Here is a 22,953-nt window from a genome sequence, read left to right as displayed (position 1 = left end):
CTTGAAACGATCCAAACAAGACCCCGGACAGAATTTTTTCCTGCACCGCTCCGAAGCCGGGCAAAATCCGCCATGTGCGCTCTCCCACGCCTTGCGGACCGGCCATTGCGGAGCCTATCGCAACGCCATGGCTGCCGATGCCGCTTCGCTCGCCCTTCCCGCGCTCCACGCCAGCCATGGCGGCTGCTGGCTGCGCGCGGCTGACGGGCAAACCCGCGCGACAGGCAAAGGCGAAGCGATCATGGCGGCCGCCGACACCCCGTTGCTGCTGCTCAACGCGCCGCTGGTCGCCACCCGGCTCGGCTATCCCGATCTCTCCGGGCTCGATCTGCTGGAACTGTTCGCGTTCGTGTTCCCCGCGCGGTTTTGCGTGCCTACCCCCAAGGGGCTGGCCACCGCGCTGGATATCGCGGCGCCTGCGGGCGACGATGCGGTGCCCGAATTTCTCCAGCGCGCCGCGGGGGCGATGCTGGCCACATGCGAAAGCCCCGCCTGGCCGATGCGCGAAGGGGCGTGGAGCGCGCTGCAATCGCTGGCACGGCTACGCTGGCCTTGGGCACAGGTGCTCAGCCCGCATATCGCGCAGCCGGAACGGGCCGAACGCTGGCTGTTCACCCGCCTGCCCGAATGGGAAGACGCACCCGAACGCCCACAGCCCGCGCAAGTGCAGATCGCGGCGGAGGATATCGACGCTCGTCTGGCCGCGCTGACCGGCAACGGCGCCGAAACCCGCCCCGGGCAGCAGGCCTATGCCCGCGATGTCGCCCATATCTTCGCCCCCCGCCCAGCCCATGGCACGCCACACCTGCTGCTGGCGCAGGCAGGCACCGGCACGGGCAAGACACTGGGCTATCTCGCTCCGGCCTCGCTCTGGGCCGAACGGTCGGGCGGCACGATCTGGGTGTCGACTTATACCAAGAACCTGCAGCGCCAGTTGCGTCACGAAAGCCGCCGTGCCTGGCCCGATGCCACGCCGCCGCCGGCCAGCATGCCCGCCCCTCCAGCCGCCATCTCGCCTGCGCGCACCGCCAGCAATGCCCGCCAGCGCGTCGTCGTGCGCAAGGGGCGGGAAAATTATCTGTGCCTGCTCAATCTGGAGGATGCCCTGCAAGGCGGCTTCGGCGGGCGCGCGGCGATCATGGCGCAACTCGTGGCGCGCTGGGCCGCCTATTCGCAGGATGGCGATATGATCGGCGGCGATCTGCCTGGCTGGCTCGGCACGCTGTTCCGCCAGCGCGGGATCAGGGCGCTGACCGACCAGCGCGGCGAATGCGTCTATGCCGGATGCCCACATTATCGCAAATGCTTCATCGAACGCTCCGCCCGTGCCTCCGCGCAGGCCGATCTGGTGATCGCCAATCACGCGCTGGTGATGGTCAATGCCGCGCGCGGCCGCGATCATGCCCAGCGCCCCACGCGGATCGTGTTCGATGAAGGCCATCACGTATTCGATGCGGCCGATTCCACATTCGCCGCCGCGCTGTCGGGCACCGAAGCGATCGAACTGCGCCGCTGGATCATCGGGCCGGAACGCGGGGCGAAAGGGCGGCGGCGGGGGCTCGCCGCACGCCTCGCCGATGTCGCCTCCTATGACGATCAGGGCGCCAATGCGATCACCGCCGCGCGCGAAGCCGCCGAAGCGCTACCCGGCGATGGATGGCTTCAGCGCCTGCATGACGGCGAACCTTTCGGCCCGGTGGAAGCGTTGCTCGCCGCCGTTCGCGCAGTCACGTATGCCCGCGATGAAAGCGGGGGGCAGGAAGCAGGCTACGGCATCGAAACCGAAGCGGCCCAGCTTGATGGGCCTTTCGTCGAACTGGCGGGGCAGGCGCAGGCCGCGCTGGCCGATCTGCGCCATCCGCTGATCAAGCTTTCGGGAAGGCTGGAGGCGCTGCTGGAAGAACCGCCCGACTGGCTCGACGGGCAAGGCCGCGCGAGAATAGAGGGCGCGCGCCATTCGCTCGCCTGGCGGATCGATCTGATCGCCGCGTGGGAAGCGTTGCTCAATCGCCTCGGCGGGCCGGTCGATCCCGATTTCGTCGACTGGCTGGCGGTCGACCGCTCGGACGCGCGCGAATTCGACATCGGCATCCATCGCCGCTGGCTCGATCCGATGAAGCCCTTTGCCCGTGTGGTGCTGGAACCCGCGCACGGGGTGATGCTGACCAGCGCCACGCTGACCGACCGCAGCGGGCGGGAGGAGGACGACTGGCGCAACGCCGTCGCCCGCTCGGGCGCCCCTCATATCGACGTCTCTCCCCGGCTAACCGCAGCCGAAAGCCCGTTCGACTATGCCGCGCAGGCTGAAGTTCTGATCGTCACCGATGTGAAAAAGGGCGATATTCCCGCGCTCGCCGGGGCCTATGCGCGGTTGATCGAAGCCGCCAATGGCGGTGTCCTGGGCCTGTTCACCGCGATCCGCCGCCTGCGCGCGGTGCATGGGCGGATCGCCGACCGGCTCGCCCGTGTCGGCCTGCCGCTCTATGCCCAGCATGTCGATCCGATCGACACCGGCACGCTGGTGGATATCTTTCGCGACGATCCCCACGCCTCGCTGCTCGGCACCGATGCCCTGCGCGACGGGGTGGATGTGCCCGGCCATTCGCTGCGCTGCGTGGTGATGGAACAGGTGCCATGGCCCAAGCCTTCGATCCTGCACCGGGCGCGCCGCGCGGTGAACGGCGGCTCTTCCCACGATGACCGGATCATCCGCGCCCGCCTCGCCCAGGGGTTCGGACGGCTGATCCGCAGCAAGGAGGATCGGGGCCATTTCGTCGTCCTTTCGGCCGCCTTCCCCAGCCGCCTGCTATCAGCCTTTCCCGCAGGCACGCCTGTCATCAGATTGACGCTGGATGAGGCTTTACAACGCATCGCCGCCAGTGTTTGCTCGACGGGCGAGACGCGGGATGACGGGGCGAGCGAAACGGCACGGGAACCCGCCGCGCGGGATGAAGGGTAAGATTGAGAGCGTGAAACGGCTCGGACTTTTTCGACATGCGAAATCCTCATGGAAGGACACCGACCTGCGCGATTTCGATCGCGGGCTGAACACGCGCGGGCGCAAGGGCGCCGTGGTCATGGGGCGGCATATCGCTGATCATGGACCCGTCTGGGACCTTCTGCTCGCCAGCCCGGCGCTGCGTGTGCGGGAAACGCTGGACCGCTCCCTTCCCGCCTTGCCCCAACCGCCCGCAGTCATCTGGGAAGACCAGCTCTATCTCGCCAATGTGCCGACCATGCTGGACCTGTTGCGGCAGATCGATGGCGATCCCGGCAATGTGCTGCTGGCGGGCCACAATCCGGGTTTGCAGGACCTGCTGGCCGCACTCGTGGCCGATGCCGCGCGTGACGATCTTTTCGACGAGGCGATGCGCAAGTTCCCCACCGCGGCCTATGCTGTGCTGGAACTCGACATCGCGCAATGGGCCGATGCCGATGAAGGCCGCGGCCGCCTGGTCCATTTCGTCCGGCCGCGCGATCTCGATCCCGCGCTCGGCCCGAAGCTGGAAATGCGTTAGCGCTTGAGGGAAGAAGCGGCCGCCGAAACGGCCGTGGCCATCAGGCCTTGTCCAGCGCCGCCGCCAACCGTTCGCGAATAAGCCGCAGACGCGGCAGGAGATCGGCCGCTGTCGGCTCGTGCGGCTCCTGCTCTTCCGCCGTACCCGCCGACAGCGCCTTCTTCGCACCTTTCAGCGTGTAGCCTTCGCGATTGACCAGCCGATCGATGGTTTCGATCAGAGCGATATCCTGCGCCCGGTAATAACGGCGCCCGCCGCTGCGTTTGACCGGCTTGAGCGTCGGGAACTGCTGTTCCCAGTAACGCAGAACATGCGGCGCGATGTTGAGCGCGCTTGCCACTTCCCCGATAGTACGCAACGCGCCTGCGTCCTTGCCGTCGGCAAACCGCAGGTCGAACAGATCACTCATTATCCCAGAATCCGGTCTTTCAGGATCTGGCTGGCGCGGAAAGTCAGCACCCGGCGCGGTGTGATGGGAACTTCGACGCCGGTCTTGGGGTTGCGCCCGATCCGTTCGTTCTTGTCACGCAAGGTGAATGTGCCGAAACCGGAAATCTTGACATTTTCGCCATTGGACATGGCGTCACTCATTCGGTCGAGAATGGATTCAACAAGAGCCAGCGATTCCGCGCGAGACAGGCCGACCTTACGATTGATCGCCTCTGCCAAGTCAGCGCGGGTGAGAGTGCCCACCGAACGCATCATATGGCCATACCTTCTTTAAAGCAGTTATGGGGTTATACCGCGCGCGGAGAGTACCCGTTTCACACCAATTATCAATGGCTAACGATCGAATATTCGATGAATGCGCAGATATGCGCCACGAATTCCCCATCTATCGCCTGCGAATTACGACGGTTCACACCCGCAACAGGCTGGCGCCCCACGTAAATCCGCCACCCATCGCCTCCAGCATGACAAGGTCGCCGGGCTTGATTCGGCCATCGCGCACGGCCTCGTCATAAGCCAGCGGCACCGAAGCGGCGGAAGTGTTGGCGTGCTTCTCCACGGTCTTGATGACTTTTTCCGCCGGAAGGCCGAGCTTGCGCGCGGTCGCATCGAGAATCCGCGCATTGGCCTGATGCGGAACCACCCAATCCAGTTCCGCCGCGCCGACACCGACTTCCTGCAGCACTTCTTCCAGCACTTCGGCGAGGTTGACCACGGCATGGCGGAACACTTCGCGCCCCTTCATCCGCAATTTGCCCACCGTCCCGGTCGTCGACGGGCCACCATCGACATAAAGCAACTCGTTATGATCCCCATCGGCGTGCAGCCGGCTGGCAAGGATTCCCGGCCCTTCTTCCGCGACATCAGCCGCTTCCAGCACCATCGCCCCGGCGCCATCGCCGAACAGCACGCAGGTGGTGCGATCTTCCCAGTCGAGAATGCGGCTGAACGTTTCCGCCCCGATCACCAGCGCGCGCCTGGCCATCCCGGTGCGCAGCATCGAATCGGCGACACCCAGCGCATAGAGGAAGCCCGAGCAGACCGCCGCCACATCAAATGCCGCCCCACCCTGGCAACCGAGCGCCGCCTGGACACGTGATGCGGTCGAAGGGAACGTCTGGTCCGGCGTTGCGGTGGCGAGCACGATCAGATCGATCGACTTCGCATCCATCTGCGCCATTTCCAGCGCCTTGCGCGCGGCATCGATAGCCAGGCTGGAGGTGGTTTCGCTGTCGTCCGCGATATAGCGCTGACGAATGCCCGTGCGTTCGACGATCCATTCGTCGCTGGTATCGACCTGCGCCGCCAGTTCAGCATTGGTCACAACGCGCTTCGGCAAAGCCGAACCGCTTCCACGAACGATCGAACGGATCACTTTACGGGATCTCCCTGTCCATCGGCGCCATTGCCGACATTCCCGTTTACGGTTCGCGCAGCAAGCTCGGCAAGGTCCGCCGCGATCCGTTCGGTAAGATTCTCTTCCAGCATGCGCGCAGTCACCGCCACGGCATTGGCCACACCCGCGGCGTTGGCGCTGCCGTGGCTTTTCACCACGATGCCGTTGAGGCCGAGGAACACGGCGCCATTGTGGTTGTTGGGATCGAGATGATGGCGAATCAACTCTGTCGCCGGGCGCGAGATCAGGAAGCCGAATTTCGACCGCAGCGAACTGCGGAAGCTGCGTTTGAGCAGATCGCCCACGAAACGCGCCGCGCCTTCAATCGCTTTCAGCGCGATGTTGCCGGAAAATCCGTCCGTCACCACGACCTGAACATCGCCATGCGTGATCTTGTCGGCTTCGACGAAGCCTTCGAAATGCAGCGAAAGCCCGGTGGCCGCGCGCAAATGGGCCGAAGCCTGTTGCAGGTCGTCGGTGCCCTTGATTTCTTCTGTGCCGATATTGAGCAGGCGTACACGCGGCGCGTCCAGCCCGGTGATAATGCGCGAATAGGCCGCACCCATCACCGCGAACTGCACGAGATTGCGCGCATCGCACTCGGTGTTGGCGCCGAGATCGAGCATGATCACGTCATGTTCGCCCAATGTCGGCAAGCGCGCGGCAAGCGCCGGGCGATCAATCCCCGGCATCGTGCGCAACGCCAGCTTGGATATGGCCATCAGCGCGCCGGTGTTGCCGGCGCTGACCGCTGCCCCCGCATCGCCCTGCTTCACCGCATTGACGGCCATTCCCATCGATGTGGTCCTGGCGCGGCGCAGGGCCTGGGTCGGCTTTTCCTCGCCCGACACGACATCCTCGGCATGGAGGATTTCGGAGGCGGCATGCATGTTGGGATGGTTGTCGAGCGCGCGCTTGATTCGCGTCTCGTCCCCCACCAGCAGGAATTTGAACCGGTCATGGCGGCGCCGCGCGAGCGCGGCGCCTTCAACCATCACACGCACGCCCTCATCACCGCCCATCGCATCGACGGCGATACGCGGCAAACTCATGGCGGCGTTCTCCAGCTAGAGAGGCTTAGAGGCCCACCGCAACGACTTCGCGGCCGTTGTAATGGCCACAGTGCGAGCACAGATTGTGCGGGCGCTTCAGTTCGCCGCAGTTGGAGCATTCGTGGAATGCTTCGACCTTGAGAGCATCATGAGCGCGGCGGTTGCCCCGGCGATGAGGCGAAACTTTTCTCTTGGGGACAGCCATTGCGGCACCTGTTCCTGCAAAATCAAACTATATGGACGCCCTAGGCGATGAGCCGAAACCGCACAAGCCCAAGGGGCTGGCGCTGCGCATCGGTCCATCAGGCGGCGAAGGCGCGGCCTATAGCGAATTTTGCCCATGTTGCAAGCACCGCCTCTCGCTTGCTAACACCCATTCACGAAAGGGAGGGGCAAACATGATACTGACAACGACCCTGAGTGCCGCCGCAGCCGCCGCCATCATCAATATCTGGCTTATCGTCCGGTGCGGACAGGTGCGCGTATCCGCCAAGATCGTGCACGGCGACGGCGGCAATCCGCTGCTGGCGCGGCGCATGCGGGCCCATGCGAATTTCATCGAGAATACGCCGCTGGTGCTGATCCTGATCGGCGCCATCGAACTGGCCGGAAAGGGCGGAAACTGGCTGCCTTACGTGGCAGCGGTCTATCTGCTGGCCCGTGTGGCCCACCCGATCGGCATGGACCGGGAAGGCGGCAACCCCTTCCGTGCAGGCGCCATTATCGTGACCGCGCTTACCCTGATCGGCCTTGCCGTCGTCGCCGTGCTGGTTTCCCTCGGAAAGCTGTAACCGGCTCGTCCGCTGTGCTGGGCGCGCCTCAGGCGCGCTCAACCACGGAATCGGCGACGAAGGGATTCGTCCGCCGTTCCTGCCCGAAAGTGCTGACCCCGCCATGACCGGGGATAAACGTCACGTCGCTGCCCAGCGGCCACAGCTTCCGGGTAATCGAATCGATCAGGTCCTGATGGTTGCCCATGGGAAAATCGGTGCGCCCGATGGAGCCTTGAAACAGCACGTCGCCCACCACCGCGAATTGCGAAGGGGCGTGATAGAACACCACATGGCCGGGCGTATGGCCGGGGCAATGGATCACATCCAGTTCCAGTTCGCCCACCGTAACCGTGTCGCCGTCCTGCAACCAGCGGTTGGGTTCGAACACTTCACCGTGCATACCGTATTGCGCGCCATCATCGCCGAGCCGCGCGATCCAGAACCGATCCGCCTCATGCGGCCCTTCGATCGGCAGGCCGAGTTCACGGGCGAGAATGCCGGTCTGCCCGCAATGGTCGAGGTGGCCATGCGTCACCAGCAGCTTTTCCAGCGTGACACCGGCTTTTTCCACCCCGGCCTTCAGCCGGTCGAGATCGCCGCCGGGGTCGATCAGCGCGCCCTTCATCGTTTTGGTGCACCAGATCAGCGAACAGTTCTGCTGCAGCGGAGTGACCGGAATAATCGCGGCGCGCATCGGAGGCGTGGGTTTTTCGGACATGGCCGGGATGTGGCCGCGCGCACCGCCGAATGCAAGCCCATGCGGACCGGCGCTGCAAGCACCCTGCAAAGCGGTTACAACCGCCCCCCCTTCCAGACGACACGCCCTATCACTTCGATATCGGCCAGCGCGGCATCGATCGGGGGATAGGCTTCGTTCACACTGATCAGCCGGATTTCGCCCGCCTGCCCCTGCTGCACCCGCTTGACATGCAAGGCATCGCCCAGCCGCACGACATGGACCCCATCGCGCAACGGCCGCCAGCCATGATCGACGAGAATCTCATCCCCGTCGCGCAGAAGCGGTTCCATCGAATCGCCGACCACCGAAATGAGCGAGAGATTCGCCTGATCAAGCCCGTGTTCACGCAGCCAGCGGTCTGAAAAACCGAAACTGTCGAACGGCTCTTCCTCCCCCGCCAGCGCGCCGGGCCCGGCCGAAGCCCCCAAGGCCAGGCGGGGGACCGCCACCCAGTCTCGCCTGTGCCGATTCGCGGACAAGGCATGGGATATTTCCTCCACCGCGCCCAATTCCGATTCGGCCACACCGAAGAAACCGGCCAGTTGCGCCCGGTCCGCTTCATCCAGCTTGCGCGGGCTACCCTTTCGGATATATTGCTGCAAATACGATGGGTTACGCCCTATCATTTGTGACAGCGCGGCCAAGCTGACCCCTTGCCTTTCGGACAGTTCGAGCAGGCGCATTCGTGCATCGGCCATAAGGCAATCCCCGGCATTCGTGGTAAATTTATCCTACACGTAGGATTTTTCCTAGACAAGTAGGATTTCACGTAGGACGAATCCTCCTGCCGCGAATCGTTTTTCAGGGGTGAGAGAGATGCTGATCCGCAAAATCGAGAAATTCCTCCGCCGTACCGGCATGCCCGCCACCAAATTCGGGCGGCTGGCGGCGCGGGACCCGCGTTTCGTGCTCGATCTGCGCAACGGCCGCACCCCCCGCACTCGCACGGAAAAACGGGTGGAACATTTCATGAACATATACGATACCAACTCTGCCGGAGAGCCTGCCAATGTCCGTTGAACCGATGATTCCCCGTCCGCTCCGCAGCCCCCGCCGAACCGTTGCCGAACGGCTGCGCGCCGCCTTGCTCCATCTGGCCGAAGGGACAGCGGATATTCCGATCCACAGCGAAACGCCGTGGGCCAGCGTCACTTTCGCCGGAACCCGCCACCGGCTCACCCTGCAATTCGCCGGGCTGGATGCGGTAGCGGCGGGGGAGCGGCTGATCGATGCGCTGCCCGACCATGAATTCACCCTGCCCCGCCATCTGGTGGCGGACGCGCAGGTGGTCGCGGTCGATCATCGGCTGAGCCCCGATCCGCATATGACCGTGCGGGTGGAAATCCTGCTGGTGGAGGAATGCTGATGGGGGGCCCGCCCAGGATTGCTTCGTCCTGTGACGGCGGGATGTTCAGCCCGCGGCGCGCTTAGTACCCCCTCACCCGATCATAGAGCGGCTGGGGCGGATCGCCGGCGCGGTACGCTTCCAGATTGGCCAGCAGCCGCTCCGCCGCACGCGCATAAACGGTATCCTGCGAACGCCCGCTGAGATGCATGGTGATGTGGACATTGTCGAGTTCCCACAGGGGATCGGTCGCGGGCAACGGTTCGGGGTCGGTCACATCCAGAATCGCCCCGCCGATCCGCATGGCGGCGAGCGCTTCGGTCAGCGCCTGCTGGTCGACCAGCGTGCCGCGCGCGACATTGACCAGCACCGCATCGGCTTTCATCGCCGCCAGTTCCGCCGTGCCGATCATATGCCGCGTATCCGCCGTGGCCGGGGCGGACAGGATCACCCAGTCGAACCGGCCTAGGTGCGCGCGCCATTCGTCCGGGTGCAGCAGCCCTTTCCCGCCCGAACGCGTCACCGCCTGCACCTCCACATCGAACGCACGCAGCCGCCGCGCCACTTCGCGGCCGATGGCGCCATAGCCGATTACCAGCGCCCGGCTGCCCGCCAGTTGCCGCTTGCCCGGCGAATCGTTCAGCCATTCACGCCGGTCCTGCATCCGCATCACCGCGCGGTAATCCTTGGTGAAAGCGAGCATCGCCATCAGGACATATTCGGCAATGGGCGCGGCGCTAAGGCCCGTGCCGTTGGTAATCATCACCCCGCGGGCGAGCAGCACGTCGAGCGGCAGGTAATCCACCCCGGCCCCGATCGTCACCAGCCAGCGCAGCTTTTCCGCCCGCTTCACTGCCTCGATCGTGGCGGTGGAACCGTTGACGTAATAATCGAGCCAGCCAATCTCCGCCTCCGGCGCGAGCGCGAGCAATTCGTCGGCATCGTCAAAGAAGCGCGCATCGAGCCAATCGGGCAAATGCGGCGCCAGCAGGGGCTTCATCGATCCGGGGAGAACGGCAACAGTCATCCTGGCTCCATGTTGTTTTGTTTGCGCGCCGCTATGGGCGCGGATCACCCCTTGTCCCGCGTGCGCACCGCTGCGTCAAATGGGAAGAGGGTGGGCTTCCGCGAGAGGGAGAGGGCTGTCCGGATACGCCAACATTGCGGACATTGTCACAAGCAATGCATTCAGGCAATTTGCGTGAATGCGTCGCTATATTCTCAATGCGATCTTGGCCAGCATACTCTTGGCAGGCTGTAGCGCCGATTACCCGCTCAAGGCAGTGTTTAAGGACGGCGGGCCCTACTTCGAAGGGGCTTCGGACGATTGGTATTTCGGACGCACCGGCTTTTGCCCAACCGAATTTTCTGTTCGGTCTGATGATGGTCAGCTCGTTTGGCAGATCGAAACCGATGAATTGACCCACCCGTGCGAACTTTTTCCTCTACGTTTTGGAAGTGAGCCGGATGGGTGGCGAACCACCGTGCCGGCAAACGAACTAGTGTCGGGCACGAACTATGTGATTAGCGGTGCTGGGGGTGACACGTATTACGGTTTCTTCCGATATCAGGAAGTCCGCTTGCGCAAGGTGAAAAACAATCCGGGAATGGCTGAGCAGTTCCCGCCACATTCTGGAATGGAGTGGGGTGAGGTGAATTCTCAATAATGTCCGCTAGCCCCAACAAAGCGGCCCCTCCGAACCCGTTCGGCCTGAGCATGTCGAAGGCCACGCGTCACGTTAGCGTGATCCTCAATTGAATCGTCATTCCCGCGCAGGTGGGAATGACGAAGGGAGAGATGCCGCCTTTATTCCAAACCGCCATGCCCTTCATTTTCCCGTGACGTTCTTGCCGCGCTGGCCGTGCGCGAGTCCTGTCGTGACAGAATCCCGCACCGCCCCACGCGGCAAGAGCGCTGGTGGATCACCCCAGCTTCCATTCCCATCCCAGCGGATCGCCATCCATCACGTCCACGCCCTTTGTCGCGAGTTCATCGCGGATCGCGTCGGACAGGGCGAAATCCTTGTCCGCGCGGGCCAGCTTGCGCCGCTCCATCGCCTGTTCGATGGCCGCTTCGTCCATCTGCGCCGCCTTGGGCCGGATGCGCAAATCCTCCCGCGCGGGCAAGGCAATGCCCAGCACGCTCATCATCGCGGCCACCAGCGCCGCCTTCTGCGCGGCATCGACTTTCTTCATCGCCACCGCTTCTTCCAGCACGGTCAGCGCCACGGCGGTGTTGAGATCGTCCGCCAGCGCGGCGTCGAATTTTTCGAGCAGCGGGGTGAGCTTGGGATGAGTCACCACTGCGGCGGTGGCGGCACGCGTGGCTCCCTCGGGCACGTCGTCGATCAGCGGGCGCGCGGCGGCGAGCAGGCGTTTGAGCCGGGTCAGCGCCGCGCCCAGCCCTTCCCACGAAAACTCCAGTTCGCTGCGATAATGCGCCTGGAGGCACATCATGCGGTAGGCCAGCGGGTGATAGCCCTTGTCGATCAGCAATTGCAGGCGAAGGAATTCCCCGCTCGACTTGCTCATCTTGCCGCTGCGTTCGACGAGAAAATTGTTGTGCATCCACAGCCTTGCGCCGCTGTTGGCGGGCACATCCAGCCCGCCGGAGCAGCAGAACGCCTGATTCTGCGCGATTTCGTTCGGATGATGGATTTCGCGGTGATCGATCCCGCCAGTGTGGATATCGAACGGGAAGCCGAGCACCGCGCCCGACATGACCGAGCATTCCAGATGCCAGCCCGGCGCGCCCCGGCCCCAGGGCGAATCCCATTCCATCTGCCGCGTTTCGCCCGGCGGAGTCTTGCGCCAGATGGCGAAATCGGCCGCGTGGCGCTTGCCTTCGACTTTCTCGATCCGTCCTTCGCCTTCATCGTCGGACGCGGCACGGGCCAGCCGACCATAATCGGCCACGCTGGCGACATCGAAATAGAGCCCGCTGTCGAGTTCGTAGCAGTGCTTGTCAGCGATCGACCTAGCGAATTCGATCATCTGCGGGACATAGTCGGTCGCCACCGTCCATTCCGCCGGCTGGCGGATGTTGAGCGCGCGGATATCGGCCCAATAGGCTTCCGTATAATGCTGGGCGATATCCCAGATGGACTGCGCCTTCTGCGCCGCCATCTTTTCCATCTTGTCCTCGCCCGCGTCGGCATCGTCCGTCAGGTGGCCGACATCGGTGATGTTGATGACATGCGTCAGCTTGTAGCCGTTCCATGTCAGCGTGCGGCCCAGCAGATCGGCAAAGACATAGGCCCGCATATTCCCGATATGGGGATAGTTATAGACCGTCGGCCCGCAGGAATAGACGCGCGCCTCGCCGGGGTGGACGGGCTCGAACGTTTCGAGCTGACGGGTCAGGCTGTTGAACAGCTTCAGCGGGGCGGTGTCTTGCATGGGGCGGGACTTACGCGCCGCCTTCCAAACGTCAAGCGGGCAAGATCGGGCGAGCAGCGATCAGGCGGCGGCCGACCATAGCAGCAGCCCCACGCCCAGCATCACCAGCGCGAGGCCGGTCACTTCATGCCGCGCCATGCCTTTGCCGGTCAGCCTGCCCGACAGCAGCGCCGCCATCGGCATTTCGGCCAGCGCCAGCGTGCGGACATTGGCCGCCGCCGTCAGCGCGAAACCGGTGAACCAGAAAGCGGAAGCAAGCGCACCCAAGAAGCCGGCGCCCAGGCTCCGCCGCCATTCGCGCAGCGATCCGACAAACGCCGCCCGATCGCGCAAGGCAAGCCAGATGCCGAGCAATCCCGCCTGGATCGCCAACGTGACAACCAGCATGGTCAGCGAGCGGACGACATAGCCGCTTTCGGGCAGGCTGTTGATCGCCCCGCGAAAGGCGATGGCGGACAGGCCGAACAGCCCGCCAGCCGCCACGCCCGCCGCAATCATCCCCTTTTCGCTCAGCAGCCGGGAAAACTCCCCCGGCTTGACCGAAGCGCAAAGCACCCCTGCCGTCACCACAACCACCGCCACCCAGCCCAGCGCGGGCAGATGATCGCCCAGCAGCAGCACGCCAAGCAGGGCCACGATCACCGGCTCGGTCTTGATATAGGCATAAGCCACGCCGAACGCGCGCTTGTGCATCACCCACAGCATCAGCGCGGTGGCGGCGATCTGCGCCACGGCCCCGAGCATACCCCAGCGGAGCGCCCCCGCATTGAGATGCGGCAGGCCCTCACCCGTGATCGCCAGCCCCGCGAGCAGGAACAGCACCGCGAACGGCAGGCCGAAAACGAACCGGACCTGCGTCGCCCCCAAAGTGCCGATGCGCCCGGTCAGCGACGCCTGCGCACCGTTGCGGAGCACCTGCGCCGCACAGGCGACGAGCGTGATGGGAATCCACAGCATGGGCGGCGGGCTAGGCCAGGTTAGCCGAGGCGGCAAGCCCAAGGATCGGCATGCAAGCCGGGAGACCGTTTCCGTTCACCATTCGGCAAAGCCAGCGATGGGGCCATGACCGCTGCGGCCGCCACTCTGCTTCCCCACCGACGCGCTATTGTGCGAGAACCGCATCGGCCACGGGGGTTGCCTGTTCGTCTAATGCATCGGCGGGGGTTTCCGGTACTGCATCCGGGGCCGCTGTAGCCGGCTCTGACTCTGGCTGAGACGCCGGAGCCGGGGCCAGAGCGGCCGTGACCTGCTCAGGCAGCAACGCACCCGGCCCGGGCCCCATATCATCGGCATCAACCATCTTGAGACGCTTCACAGCGCGGAATTCGGTTTCCGTTGCCGGCGCGATATCGGGCCGCCCCACCATGATGCCCATCTTGATCTTGCATTTGGCGTACTGGGTTTCGTCGGCCTCGACTTCCAGCGCCAGAGTATCGGTCGCTTCACTTTTCACGGAAAACGCGTGCTTGCCCGGATCGGTCACCATGATGAAGTAGGTTCCCGCCCCCAGGGAGCTGACTTTCTGGCCGTTTTCATTGACCGAGCAGCCCAACGCGAATCCCATTCCTCCCGGCCGGAAAAATACGATCTGCCCTTTGCCCGCCGGCGGCGCCGGAATGGCGATCGGCTCCTGGTTCTTAGTTTCCCGCAATCGCCGGAAACGCTACGGATGCCGCAAGCGCCATCGTCACAAACCTGGTTTTCATTGGTCAGCCCCTCCCTTAAATGAACTATCGCTATCCGGCTGGCGTGCCTCGACCGGGCCGAGTGTGAACTCTTCCCTCGTCTTAGCCATCACGATCGTGCCGGACGGCACGACAGTGTTACCCCCGTTGATAAACAGCGCTGGAAATCCCGCGGCGATCCCGACGACAGCCGTCAGGTCCGTATTGTCCTTGCCTCGCCCAAGATATGCGAGGCTGCGCAAATGGAGACGCCTGCCGTCAACTTCCAGATAGCGCGCGGCAGCACCAGTTCTCCGGCAGCGCCCCCAAAACCGCCTTTCTTGGCATGCACCACCTCGCCCATGCCCTGCGCACCTGCGGGCACCAGTTCAGTCCCTTCGACGACGACAGGTTCCGCAAGACTGATCCGGAAAGGATCGCCTGGATGGCTGAGCTTGCTGCCAAGTTCCTGTTCGATCCGGATCGTGATCGGTGTCAGCGCAGGAATGACCGTAGCCGGCAGCTTATCCGCCGAATGATCGGCAAGGCGCACGGCGGTTTCACCCGGCCCGCTATCCTGAGCGATCGCAAGCCGGCCCATGCCGGCCAGACAAGCAGCGGCGGCAAGACCGCCGCGCCCGATGCGGGTTATCGATTGCCCCAAGATATCCCCCAAGACGCCACGAACAGGGCGTCTGCAAAGGATTATTCCACTTCGAATAGGTCGGCAAGCTGTTCGATGATCGTGCCGCCCAGTTGTTCGGCATCCATGATCGTCACCGCGCGTTTGTAGTAGCGCGTCACATCATGGCCGATGCCGATGGCGATCAACTGGACCGGGCTCATCCGTTCGATCCACTGGATCACATTGCGCAAGTGCGCTTCGAGATAGCCCGCGTTGTTGACCGAGAGCGTGGAATCGTCGACCGGTGCACCATCGGAAATCACCATCAGGATGCGGCGATCCTCCGGCCGGGCGAGCATGCGATTATGCGCCCAGAGCAGCGCTTCGCCATCGATGTTTTCCTTGAGCAGCCCTTCGCGCATCATCAGGCCGAGATTGCGGCGCGCGCGGCGCCACGGTTCATCAGCCTTCTTGTAAACGATGTGACGCAAGTCGTTGAGGCGACCGGGGTTTCCGGGCTTGCCTTCGGCCAGCCACGCCTCGCGGCTTTGCCCGCCTTTCCACGCGCGGGTGGTGAAGCCGAGGATTTCGACTTTCACCCCGCAGCGTTCGAGCGTGCGCGCCATCACATCGGCGCTGATCGCGGCGATGGAGATCGGCCGCCCGCGCATCGAACCGGAATTGTCGATCAGCAGCGTGACGACGGTATCCTTGAATTCAACATCGCGCTCGATCTTGTAGGACAGCGAATGGCCCGGCGAGACGATCACCCGCGCCAGCCGCGCGGCATCGAGCATGCCTTCTTCCTGATCGAAATCCCAGCTGCGGTTCTGCTGCGCCATCAACCGGCGCTGAAGGCGGTTGGCCAACCGGGTGACGACGCCCTGCAACCCGGTCAACTGGCTATCGAGGTAAGCGCGCAGACGCGTCAGTTCCTCGTCGTCGCACAGTTCCTCGGCGCCGATGACCTCATCGAACCGTTCGGTATAGATCTTGTATTCGAAATTGGCGGGGATCTCCGTCCAGGGGCGATTGGGGCGCACGGGCAGCATGCCCTCCTGCCCTTCGTCCTCCATGTCGGCTTCGCCCATTTCGCCATCGAGATCGGGTTCGGAATCGGTCTCGTCGCTCTGGTCGCCGTCCTCGAATTCACCCGACATCTCGCGGCGCATGTCATCGCCGGATTCGGTATCTTCCTCGCCTTCCTCGTCCTCGCCGCCGTCTTCGTCCTCCTGCTCGTCATCGTCGTCGAGCGTATCGGGTTCGAGCGGTTCGGCCTGCACCAGTTCGAGATGGCGCAGCATGTCGAGCGACAGGCTCTGGAATGCCTGCTGATCGTCCAGCGACGTGGCGAGCTTGTCGAAATCGGCGCCCGCCCGCTCCTCGATCCAGCCGCGCACCATATCGACCCCGGCCCGCGCCACTTCGGGCACGGCTTCGCCGGTCAGCCGTTCGCGCAGCAGCAGCCCCAGCGCCACCTGCACCGGCACTTCGCCCGGCGTGCTGGCCCGCGCGATCGGATCGGAAGCCAGCCGGATCGCTTCAGCCGCGCCGATATTCTGCCGGATACCGGCATAATCGCGGGAGCCGAGCGCCTCGTAGCGCACGTTCTCAACAGCATCGTAACAGGCTCGCGCCGCCGCATCGAGCGGGGCATGGCGCATATGCAGCGCATCGTCATGATGGCGCATGCGCAGTGCGAAACTGTCGGCAAAGCCGCGCGCTTCCATTGCCTTGTCGCGCGGCAGATTGCGCCCCGGCATCGGCACGCGCAGATTCTTGCCCACTTGCGCGGGGGCATCCGCCGTCCATGCCAGTTCCAGCTCCGCCTCGTGGGCGATGGCGCGGCTGGCGCTGGTCAGCGCGGACTTGAACCTGTCGAGCGGCGATTCTTCGGACATCTTTTCTTCATAACGCTTCCGTACAGCCTGCCGGACCCGCCGGGCCCGGTTCGCGGCTATGGGGAAGCGCCCTTTACCTTATGATCGTCTGGCCGGTCTTGGCCCAATCGGCCAGGAACCCTTCGATACCCTTGTCGGTCAGGACATGCTTGACCAGCCCCTTGATGACGGCGGGCGGCATAGTCGCGACATCCGCGCCGATCCGGGCCGATTCCAGCACATGAACCGCATTGCGCACGGAGGCGACGAGGATTTCGGTTTCGAACGCATAATTATCGTAAATCAGGCGGATATCGCGGATCAGCTCCATCCCGTCGAAGCCGTTATCGTCATGCCGGCCGACGAAGGGCGAAACGAACGTCGCCCCCGCCTTGGCCGCGAGCAGCGCCTGATTGGCCGAGAAACACAGCGTGACATTGACCATCGTGCCATCGTCGGTCAGCGCCTTGCAGGTCTTGAGGCCGTCGATCGTCAGCGGCACTTTGATGCAGACGTTGTCCGCGATCTTGCGCAGCACTTCGGCCTCTTTCATCATCGTTTCGTGATCGAGCGCGACCACTTCCGCGCTGACGGGACCATCGACGATGCCGCAGATTTCCTTCGTCACTTCCATGAAATCGCGGCCCGACTTGGCGATCAGACTGGGATTGGTGGTGACGCCGTCGAGCAGGCCGGTGGCGGCCAGTTCCTTGATGTCGGCGATTTCGGCGGTGTCGGCGAAGAACTTCATGAGCGGGCTCCGGGTGGGAAAGCGATTCCTTGCTGCCTTAGCCAAGCCTGCCCCCGTCCGCTAGGGAAAGCGGCGATGGCCTTTCGCCAATCGCGCTGCTTCAGCGCCGCCACCCTGTCACGGCGCGCTGAACAGGCGGCGCAGCATCGGGTCTCTGATACTGCCCGGATTGGCGCGCATCGCGGCTTCCTCCCGCCCGATGGCGTTCCAGATCCTGTCGTCCACCTGCCCGGCAAGATTGCGGGCCACGCTGCCCGCGTTGTCGATTCCGGTGAAGCTTGCAATCGCCTGCGCCACCAGCGGTTCGTCCGTCAGGCGGATGGCATCGCCCAATTCAGGCACCATCGCTTCGACCAGCGAACCGCCCATCGCCCGCCGCAGGAATTCCGTCGCCCCGGTCGGGCCGCCATGGATGATCTGCTGGGCATCAGGGATGGTGGCCAGCCGGATCGCATCGACCACCAGCGGCGCCGCGCGGTCCGCGCCCCGTTCCGCCATTCGGCCGAACGCTTTTTCCAGCCGCGTCTTGAACACGGCGGACGTCAGGAAATCGGCCACCGCGTTGCCGCTCTTGCGGTACTGGCCGGGCAATTCGATGCGGTTGAAAGCATCGTCGTAGAAGCCGCCCGGCGCGGTCAGCCGGGCGAAGGCGTTCTCGCTCGCCACCAGCAGCAACCGGCGCACGGCTTCGGTCAAGCTGTCGCGCTGCACCGTCGCGCAGCCGGGCAAAGCCATAAATCCCAGCCCCGCCATGCCGGCCAATATGGACCGGCGCCCGATCATGCTTTTCGACAATGCCCGCATTTCCGCCTCTCCATTCTTGCCGTGGGGGTGTGCCCCGCCCCATATAGCGCGATCCATGAACCGCGTTCGCCTTCTCGTCCTCAATGCCGCGCTTGGCCCGCTCGACTATCGTGTGCCCGAAGGCACGGTTGTCAAGCCGGGGAGCGTGGTGCGCGCGCCGCTGGGGCCGCGCGAAGTGATCGGAATCGTCTGGGACGAAGGACGGCTGGAAGCGGCCTCGGTTCCCGACAACAAGCTGCGCCCGATCCTCGGTATCCTGCCGGTGCCCCCGCTGACGGACGAATTGCGGCGGCTGGTGGAGTGGACGGCGGATTATTACTGCGCCGCGCCCGCTTCCGTCGCGCGGATGGTGCTGTCGAGCGGCGGGGCGCTCAAAGGGCCCGCCACGATGACCGAATATCGGCTGACCGGCACCATGCCAGACAGGATGACCGCTCAGCGCGAACAGGCGCTGGAACGGCTGGAAGGCGAACAGGCCACGCTGCGCGAACTGGCCGCCATCGCCGAGGTGTCCGAAGGGGTGCTGCGCGGACTGGCCAACATGGGCGCGCTGGAAGCGGTCGCGGTCGATTGCGACCGCCCCTTCCCCCGCGCCGAACCGGATCACGCGGTGCCTGCTCTCAATCCCGAGCAGCAGGCCGCCGCGGACCGTTTCAGCGAAGCGATCACGAATGGCGGATTCGCTCCCTTCCTCCTCGACGGGGTGACCGGATCGGGCAAGACCGAAGTCTATTTCGAAGCCATCGCCACCGCGTTGAAAGAAGGGCGGCAGGTGCTCGTCCTCCTGCCCGAAATCGCGTTGACGGAAGCTTTTCTCAAGCGTTTCGAGGCTCGTTTTGGCGCGGCGCCGGTGACATGGCATTCCTCGCTCAAATCGACGGAGCGGCGGCGGGCCTGGCGCGCCATTGCCAGCGGCGAGGCGCAAGTCGTGGTCGGCGCGCGTTCGGCTTTGTTCCTGCCTTATGCCCGGCTCGGCCTGATCGTGGTCGACGAAGCGCACGAAGTGAGTTTCAAACAGGACGATGGCGTGCGCTACAACGCGCGCGACGTGGCGGTAATGCGCGGCCGGTTTGCGGGCATTCCGGTAATCCTCGCCAGCGCGACCCCGGCGCTGGAAAGCCTGCAGATGGCCGACAGCGGCGTTTACGAGAAAATCGAACTGGCCGCCCGCTATGGCGGCGCACAATTGCCGGATATCGCCGTGCTCGACCTGCGCGCCGATCCGCCGCCGCGCGGGCGCTGGCTCGCACCGAAACTGGTTGAACAGCTCGAATTGCGTGCCGAACGCGGGGAGCAGTCGTTGCTGTTCCTCAACCGGCGCGGCTATGCTCCGCTGACGCTTTGCCGCCATTGCGGCTATCGTTTCCAATGTCCCAATTGCAGCGCCTGGCTGGTCGAACATCGCTTTTCCCAGCGGCTCGCCTGCCACCATTGCGGCCACGAAACCCCGCCTCCGCCCGCCTGCCCCGAATGCGGAACGGAAGATTGCCTCGTCGCCTGCGGCCCCGGGGTCGAACGGATCGCGGATGAAGTGGCCGAACTGATGCCCAAAGCGCGCGTGGCGGTGGCGACTTCGGACACGCTCAACACCCCCGAACGCGCAGCCGAATTCATCGCTCTTGCCGAAGCGCGGCAAATCGACGTGATCGTGGGCACGCAACTGGTGACGAAAGGGTTCCATTTCCCCGAACTCACGCTGGTGGGTGTGGTCGATGCCGATCTCGGCCTCGAAGGCGGGGACCTACGCGCGGCGGAACGGACCTATCAGCAGATCGCGCAGGTGGCAGGCCGCGCAGGGCGCGGAGCCAAGCCGGGCGAAGTGTTGATCCAGACCCGCCATCCTGAAGCGCCGGTGATCACCGCGCTGGCCGCCGGGGATCGCGATGCGTTCTATACGGCGGAAGCGGAGGCCCGGCGCGAAGCGGGCGCCCCGCCGTTCGGCCGCTGGGCGGCAATCATCGTGTCGAGCGAAGATGAAGCCGAAGCCCGCGACGCCGCCCGCGCCATCGGCGGCAAACGCCCCGAACTCGCCGATATCGCCATTCTTGGCCCCGCCCCGGCCCCGCTAGCGCTGCTGCGCGGGCGCTATCGCTATCGCCTGCTGGTCAACGCACGGCGCACGGCGCAAGTGCAGGACGTGATCCGCCAATGGCTCGGCGGCTTCGATCTGCCGCGCAGCGTGCGGGTCAGCGTGGATATCGACCCTTACAGCTTCGTGTGACGATGAAGCAGGAAGCAGGCGGTGGCGCTATGCGCCACCTTCCCGCCGCAGCAGTTCCTGCTTGATCGCCGTGCCATAGGCATAGCCGCCGATACCGCCGTCGGAGCGGATCACGCGGTGGCACGGCACCAGCACGGCGACGGGGTTGGCGCCGTTGGCGCTGCCTGCCGCGCGCATCGCCCTGGGCCGCCCCGCAGCGGCGGCCAGTTCGGTATAACTGCGCGTCTCACCCGCCGGGATGGCGCACAACGCCCGCCAGACGTTCTGCTGGAACGGTGTACCGCGCAGATCGAGTGGAATGTCGGTCGCATGGCCGGGCTGTTCGATCGCGGCGATCGCCTTGTCCAGCACGCCTGACAGCGAATCGCCCTGTTCGATCAGTTCGGCCCCGGCGAAATAACGCGCCAGATCTTCGCCCCCTTCCCCGAAGGACAGACGGCAGATGCCTTTTTCGGTGGCCGCGATCATGGCCGGGCCAAGGCTCGTTTCCACCACGGCCCAGGCGATTGTCTCACCCGCATAGCTTTTGCCCACACGAGACGGTTTCATCGGCGATACCTTTCCTTCACGAGCCTTCGAACATGCCCCTGCTTAAGCGATCATGCACCGCAAAGGCGTTCCGATTCTTGCGCTCCAATCAGATAATGGCATGTAGGCGCGCATGATCGCACGGTTTTTCCATCGCTTCCTCGCCACGCTCGCGCTTGTCTTCGGCCTCGCCGTTCTCCCGGCTCCGGCGGGCGCGGACCCGGCCGACATCGCCGCTGCGGCGCGGGGCGTGGTGCGCGTGGTGGTTCTCGGCCAGAATGGGGAACAGTTGTTCCCCGTATCGCACGGCACCGGATTCGTCGTGCAAGACAGCAAGATCGTCACCAATGCGCATGTGGTGGAGGAAGTGCTCCAGCTTCCCGGGCTGACTCTCGGCATCGTGCCGCCACAGGGCGGCGAGGCCGTGCCGGGGCGTGTCCTCGCCTATTCGCCGAAGAACGATCTGGCTCTGATCGAAGCCGACACGCCGATGCACCTTCCCGCGCTTTCCATCGCCAGCGCTCCGCCGCAGGACAGCACACTGGTTTCCGCCGTCGGCTATCCGATGAATGTCGACCGCGCGCAGGGGCTGTCGGTCGCCGATGTCCTGCGCCCGCAACCGCCGGTAAAAAGTCAGGGCTATATCTCCGGCGAACGGCCAACGCGCAATTTCGACACGATTCTCCACACAGCACCCATTGCCCGGGGCAATTCGGGTGGCCCGCTGCTCGACAATTGCGGCCGGGTGGTCGGCGCAAACAGCTTCGGCACCGATTCGCAAGGCGCCGACGCGGAATTCTTCTTCGCCGTTTCGGCGCGGGAGATCCTGCCGTTCCTGCGCGCCAACGGGGTCGAACCGATGGTCAACGGCCTGCCCTGCCGCAGCCTGGCAGAACTGGACGCGCAGGAGCGCGCCCAGACCGAACGGGAAGCACAGGCCGCGATGGAACTCGCCCGCAAGCAGGAAGCCGAAACCGCATTGGCACGGGAAAAGGCCCGACGCACGGCGGCATTCGCGTTGATCGAGGAACGCGACAACGGCATGGCACTGGCCGGGCTGCTGCTTGCTGTCGCAGTCCTCGCCGGGCTCTATGCCTGGCAGATGCGCGAACAGGGCGATCGGCGCCGGACCGGAATCGCCGGCGGCGTCACCGCCGCCACAGTGCTCGCCGCACTGGTCGTTTGGGTCCTGCGCCCCGGAATGACCGAGAACGAAGTGGAGCAGCGCGCCGTGGCATCTCTTGCGAAGGGCTCCAAGGCAGCGGAGCCCGCCAAGCCCGCCCCTGCCAAGCCCGCACCGAAACAGGCGGCGCATTCGCTCGTCTGCACGATTGATCTCGCCCGCAGCCGGGTGACCACCGCCGAAACCAATGACGTGCCGCTCACCTGGTCCGAAGATGGCTGTGTCAACGGCCGCAGCCAGTATGGCATGTCGAGCGGGCAATGGTCGCGCATTCTGGTGCCGCAGGACGAAGAGGTGGTGTCCGTCGCTCGCTACGCCCCTGAACGGCACGAATACCGCGTCGAACGCTACCTGCTGGGCCACGATGCGATGGCCGCCGTGCGCACCGAACGGGCAAAGTACGAACCGCCCGCCTGCGGCGGCGGGCGTGACCGCGCGGGCGATTTCGGCCAACGGCAGGCGTCGGTCGCGGCGCTGCTGCCGACCCAGCCCAACGAGCGGCTGGTCTATAGCTGCAAGCCCGCCGATTAATCCACGATACAGAGTCTCAACAAGATAGTCGCATCTGGCCGGTCGACTCGGGTTGCATCCCTTTCCACGCGGTGTTAGGGGCCGCCCAACCTTG

24 protein-coding genes are annotated in these 22,953 nt (G+C 64.6%); 8 read left to right on the top strand and 16 right to left on the bottom strand.

The window, feature by feature from the left end; translation table 11 throughout:
• Positions 1-127: 127 nt before the first annotated feature.
• Both K5X80_RS07845 and K5X80_RS07840 read left to right on the top strand, forming a co-directional pair.
• Positions 128-2,959 carry an ATP-dependent DNA helicase gene (locus K5X80_RS07845; protein WP_222560282.1) on the top strand — a complete coding sequence of 944 codons (2,832 nt, stop codon included), beginning with the start codon at positions 128-130 and terminating at the stop codon, positions 2,957-2,959.
• Positions 2,949-3,518, top strand: a complete 570-nt coding sequence (locus K5X80_RS07840; RefSeq protein WP_222560281.1) for a SixA phosphatase family protein — start codon at positions 2,949-2,951, stop codon at positions 3,516-3,518. Before K5X80_RS07845 ends, K5X80_RS07840 begins: the two co-directional genes overlap by 11 nt.
• A 40-nt stretch (positions 3,519-3,558) precedes the next feature.
• Here the strand turns inward: K5X80_RS07840 and K5X80_RS07835 are convergent, their stop codons facing one another.
• From K5X80_RS07835 to rpmF, 5 genes are all read right to left on the bottom strand, one after another.
• On the bottom strand, positions 3,559-3,927 hold the full coding sequence (locus K5X80_RS07835) for a MerR family transcriptional regulator (protein WP_222560280.1): 369 nt from the start codon (positions 3,925-3,927) through the stop codon (positions 3,559-3,561).
• On the bottom strand, positions 3,927-4,220 hold the full coding sequence (locus K5X80_RS07830; RefSeq protein ID WP_283249291.1) for an integration host factor subunit alpha: 294 nt from the start codon (positions 4,218-4,220) through the stop codon (positions 3,927-3,929). The genes K5X80_RS07835 and K5X80_RS07830 overlap by 1 nt, the downstream gene beginning before the upstream one ends.
• A 157-nt stretch (positions 4,221-4,377) precedes the next feature.
• Positions 4,378-5,343: a beta-ketoacyl-ACP synthase III gene (locus K5X80_RS07825; protein ID WP_222560279.1), complete on the bottom strand. Its 966-nt coding sequence runs from the start codon at positions 5,341-5,343 to the stop codon at positions 4,378-4,380.
• Complete coding sequence (plsX, locus tag K5X80_RS07820; protein ID WP_222560278.1) at positions 5,340-6,416, bottom strand: phosphate acyltransferase PlsX; 1,077 nt, start codon at positions 6,414-6,416, stop codon at positions 5,340-5,342. Before plsX ends, K5X80_RS07825 begins: the two co-directional genes overlap by 4 nt.
• A 25-nt stretch (positions 6,417-6,441) precedes the next feature.
• Positions 6,442-6,621: a 50S ribosomal protein L32 gene (gene rpmF / locus K5X80_RS07815; RefSeq protein ID WP_222560277.1), complete on the bottom strand. Its 180-nt coding sequence runs from the start codon at positions 6,619-6,621 to the stop codon at positions 6,442-6,444.
• 193 nt (positions 6,622-6,814) lie between these two features.
• On the opposite strand from rpmF, the gene K5X80_RS07810 reads away from it, so the two are divergent.
• Positions 6,815-7,207, top strand: coding sequence for an MAPEG family protein (locus K5X80_RS07810; protein WP_222560276.1), 393 nt, complete (start codon positions 6,815-6,817; stop codon positions 7,205-7,207).
• 28 nt (positions 7,208-7,235) lie between these two features.
• Here K5X80_RS07810 and K5X80_RS07805 read toward each other — a convergent pair whose 3' ends face one another.
• Both K5X80_RS07805 and K5X80_RS07800 read right to left on the bottom strand, forming a co-directional pair.
• On the bottom strand, positions 7,236-7,883 hold the full coding sequence (locus K5X80_RS07805) for an MBL fold metallo-hydrolase (RefSeq protein WP_222560408.1): 648 nt from the start codon (positions 7,881-7,883) through the stop codon (positions 7,236-7,238).
• A gap of 98 nt (positions 7,884-7,981) precedes the next feature.
• Entirely contained in the window at positions 7,982-8,626 is a 645-nt protein-coding gene (locus tag K5X80_RS07800) for a S24 family peptidase (RefSeq protein WP_222560275.1), read from the bottom strand.
• A 118-nt stretch (positions 8,627-8,744) separates the two neighbouring features.
• On the opposite strand from K5X80_RS07800, the gene K5X80_RS07795 reads away from it, so the two are divergent.
• The gene (locus K5X80_RS07795; protein ID WP_222560274.1) at positions 8,745-8,948 is read left to right on the top strand and encodes a hypothetical protein; all 204 of its coding nucleotides are present in this window, start codon (positions 8,745-8,747) and stop codon (positions 8,946-8,948) included.
• The gene (locus tag K5X80_RS07790) at positions 8,938-9,294 is read left to right on the top strand and encodes a hypothetical protein (RefSeq protein ID WP_222560273.1); all 357 of its coding nucleotides are present in this window, start codon (positions 8,938-8,940) and stop codon (positions 9,292-9,294) included. The genes K5X80_RS07795 and K5X80_RS07790 overlap by 11 nt, the downstream gene beginning before the upstream one ends.
• A gap of 61 nt (positions 9,295-9,355) precedes the next feature.
• Here K5X80_RS07790 and K5X80_RS07785 read toward each other — a convergent pair whose 3' ends face one another.
• The gene (locus K5X80_RS07785; RefSeq protein ID WP_222560272.1) at positions 9,356-10,300 is read right to left on the bottom strand and encodes a D-2-hydroxyacid dehydrogenase; all 945 of its coding nucleotides are present in this window, start codon (positions 10,298-10,300) and stop codon (positions 9,356-9,358) included.
• A 178-nt stretch (positions 10,301-10,478) separates the two neighbouring features.
• Between K5X80_RS07785 and K5X80_RS07780 the strand changes: the two genes are divergently transcribed.
• On the top strand, positions 10,479-10,940 hold the full coding sequence (locus tag K5X80_RS07780) for a hypothetical protein (protein WP_222560271.1): 462 nt from the start codon (positions 10,479-10,481) through the stop codon (positions 10,938-10,940).
• A 256-nt stretch (positions 10,941-11,196) separates the two neighbouring features.
• Here K5X80_RS07780 and cysS read toward each other — a convergent pair whose 3' ends face one another.
• The 7 genes from cysS to K5X80_RS07745 form a co-directional block, all read right to left on the bottom strand.
• Positions 11,197-12,672 (bottom strand): cysteine--tRNA ligase, encoded by a 1,476-nt coding sequence (gene cysS / locus K5X80_RS07775; RefSeq protein WP_222560270.1) that lies wholly within the window; start codon positions 12,670-12,672, stop codon positions 11,197-11,199.
• 60 nt (positions 12,673-12,732) lie between these two features.
• On the bottom strand, positions 12,733-13,629 hold the full coding sequence (locus K5X80_RS07770) for an EamA family transporter (RefSeq protein WP_222560269.1): 897 nt from the start codon (positions 13,627-13,629) through the stop codon (positions 12,733-12,735).
• 145 nt (positions 13,630-13,774) lie between these two features.
• Positions 13,775-14,323 carry a DUF2846 domain-containing protein gene (locus K5X80_RS07765; RefSeq protein ID WP_222560268.1) on the bottom strand — a complete coding sequence of 183 codons (549 nt, stop codon included), beginning with the start codon at positions 14,321-14,323 and terminating at the stop codon, positions 13,775-13,777.
• Between the two features lie 227 nt (positions 14,324-14,550).
• Entirely contained in the window at positions 14,551-15,000 is a 450-nt protein-coding gene (locus K5X80_RS07760) for a hypothetical protein (protein ID WP_222560267.1), read from the bottom strand.
• A gap of 41 nt (positions 15,001-15,041) precedes the next feature.
• Entirely contained in the window at positions 15,042-16,862 is a 1,821-nt protein-coding gene (cobT, locus tag K5X80_RS07755; protein ID WP_222560266.1) for a cobaltochelatase subunit CobT, read from the bottom strand.
• A gap of 73 nt (positions 16,863-16,935) precedes the next feature.
• Positions 16,936-17,592, bottom strand: coding sequence for a fructose-6-phosphate aldolase (fsa, locus tag K5X80_RS07750; protein WP_222560265.1), 657 nt, complete (start codon positions 17,590-17,592; stop codon positions 16,936-16,938).
• A 117-nt stretch (positions 17,593-17,709) separates the two neighbouring features.
• Positions 17,710-18,453 (bottom strand): DUF4197 domain-containing protein, encoded by a 744-nt coding sequence (locus K5X80_RS07745; protein WP_222560264.1) that lies wholly within the window; start codon positions 18,451-18,453, stop codon positions 17,710-17,712.
• On the opposite strand from K5X80_RS07745, the gene K5X80_RS07740 reads away from it, so the two are divergent.
• Positions 18,452-20,617 carry a primosomal protein N' gene (locus K5X80_RS07740; RefSeq protein WP_222560263.1) on the top strand — a complete coding sequence of 722 codons (2,166 nt, stop codon included), beginning with the start codon at positions 18,452-18,454 and terminating at the stop codon, positions 20,615-20,617. The two genes, K5X80_RS07745 and K5X80_RS07740, sit on opposite strands and share 2 nt — an antisense overlap.
• A 27-nt stretch (positions 20,618-20,644) precedes the next feature.
• On the opposite strand, the gene K5X80_RS07735 is transcribed toward K5X80_RS07740, so the two are convergent.
• Complete coding sequence (locus K5X80_RS07735; RefSeq protein ID WP_349306072.1) at positions 20,645-21,166, bottom strand: methylated-DNA--[protein]-cysteine S-methyltransferase; 522 nt, start codon at positions 21,164-21,166, stop codon at positions 20,645-20,647.
• A gap of 112 nt (positions 21,167-21,278) precedes the next feature.
• Here K5X80_RS07735 and K5X80_RS07730 point away from each other — a divergent pair, with 112 nt between their 5' ends.
• Positions 21,279-22,859, top strand: a complete 1,581-nt coding sequence (locus tag K5X80_RS07730; protein ID WP_222560262.1) for a S1C family serine protease — start codon at positions 21,279-21,281, stop codon at positions 22,857-22,859.
• Positions 22,860-22,953 lie beyond the last annotated feature (94 nt).

This window comes from Caenibius sp. WL, assembly GCF_019803445.1.
Lineage (GTDB): Bacteria > Pseudomonadota > Alphaproteobacteria > Sphingomonadales > Sphingomonadaceae > Caenibius.
The sequence above is the reverse complement of the archived record's forward strand: the minus strand, read 5'-3'. Positions and strand labels throughout refer to the sequence as shown.

What these genes read in the sequence shown, in the direction of transcription:
- K5X80_RS07735 (WP_349306072.1), bottom strand. Translation starts at nt 21,166, where the DNA reads ATGAAACCGTCTCGTGTGGGCAAAAGCTATGCGGGTGAGACAATCGCC.
- cobT (WP_222560266.1), bottom strand. Translation starts at nt 16,862, where the DNA reads ATGTCCGAAGAATCGCCGCTCGACAGGTTCAAGTCCGCGCTGACCAGC.
- K5X80_RS07805 (WP_222560408.1), bottom strand. Translation starts at nt 7,883, where the DNA reads ATGCGCGCCGCGATTATTCCGGTCACTCCGCTGCAGCAGAACTGTTCG.
- K5X80_RS07730 (WP_222560262.1), top strand. Translation starts at nt 21,279, where the DNA reads ATGATCGCACGGTTTTTCCATCGCTTCCTCGCCACGCTCGCGCTTGTC.
- K5X80_RS07800 (WP_222560275.1), bottom strand. Translation starts at nt 8,626, where the DNA reads ATGGCCGATGCACGAATGCGCCTGCTCGAACTGTCCGAAAGGCAAGGG.
- K5X80_RS07745 (WP_222560264.1), bottom strand. Translation starts at nt 18,453, where the DNA reads ATGGATCGCGCTATATGGGGCGGGGCACACCCCCACGGCAAGAATGGA.
- K5X80_RS07830 (WP_283249291.1), bottom strand. Translation starts at nt 4,220, where the DNA reads ATGCGTTCGGTGGGCACTCTCACCCGCGCTGACTTGGCAGAGGCGATC.
- K5X80_RS07795 (WP_222560274.1), top strand. Translation starts at nt 8,745, where the DNA reads ATGCTGATCCGCAAAATCGAGAAATTCCTCCGCCGTACCGGCATGCCC.
- K5X80_RS07790 (WP_222560273.1), top strand. Translation starts at nt 8,938, where the DNA reads ATGTCCGTTGAACCGATGATTCCCCGTCCGCTCCGCAGCCCCCGCCGA.
- K5X80_RS07740 (WP_222560263.1), top strand. Translation starts at nt 18,452, where the DNA reads ATGAACCGCGTTCGCCTTCTCGTCCTCAATGCCGCGCTTGGCCCGCTC.
- K5X80_RS07810 (WP_222560276.1), top strand. Translation starts at nt 6,815, where the DNA reads ATGATACTGACAACGACCCTGAGTGCCGCCGCAGCCGCCGCCATCATC.
- K5X80_RS07840 (WP_222560281.1), top strand. Translation starts at nt 2,949, where the DNA reads ATGAAGGGTAAGATTGAGAGCGTGAAACGGCTCGGACTTTTTCGACAT.
- rpmF (WP_222560277.1), bottom strand. Translation starts at nt 6,621, where the DNA reads ATGGCTGTCCCCAAGAGAAAAGTTTCGCCTCATCGCCGGGGCAACCGC.
- K5X80_RS07780 (WP_222560271.1), top strand. Translation starts at nt 10,479, where the DNA reads ATGCGTCGCTATATTCTCAATGCGATCTTGGCCAGCATACTCTTGGCA.
- K5X80_RS07845 (WP_222560282.1), top strand. Translation starts at nt 128, where the DNA reads ATGGCTGCCGATGCCGCTTCGCTCGCCCTTCCCGCGCTCCACGCCAGC.
- cysS (WP_222560270.1), bottom strand. Translation starts at nt 12,672, where the DNA reads ATGCAAGACACCGCCCCGCTGAAGCTGTTCAACAGCCTGACCCGTCAG.
- plsX (WP_222560278.1), bottom strand. Translation starts at nt 6,416, where the DNA reads ATGAGTTTGCCGCGTATCGCCGTCGATGCGATGGGCGGTGATGAGGGC.
- K5X80_RS07785 (WP_222560272.1), bottom strand. Translation starts at nt 10,300, where the DNA reads ATGACTGTTGCCGTTCTCCCCGGATCGATGAAGCCCCTGCTGGCGCCG.
- K5X80_RS07835 (WP_222560280.1), bottom strand. Translation starts at nt 3,927, where the DNA reads ATGAGTGATCTGTTCGACCTGCGGTTTGCCGACGGCAAGGACGCAGGC.
- fsa (WP_222560265.1), bottom strand. Translation starts at nt 17,592, where the DNA reads ATGAAGTTCTTCGCCGACACCGCCGAAATCGCCGACATCAAGGAACTG.
- K5X80_RS07770 (WP_222560269.1), bottom strand. Translation starts at nt 13,629, where the DNA reads ATGCTGTGGATTCCCATCACGCTCGTCGCCTGTGCGGCGCAGGTGCTC.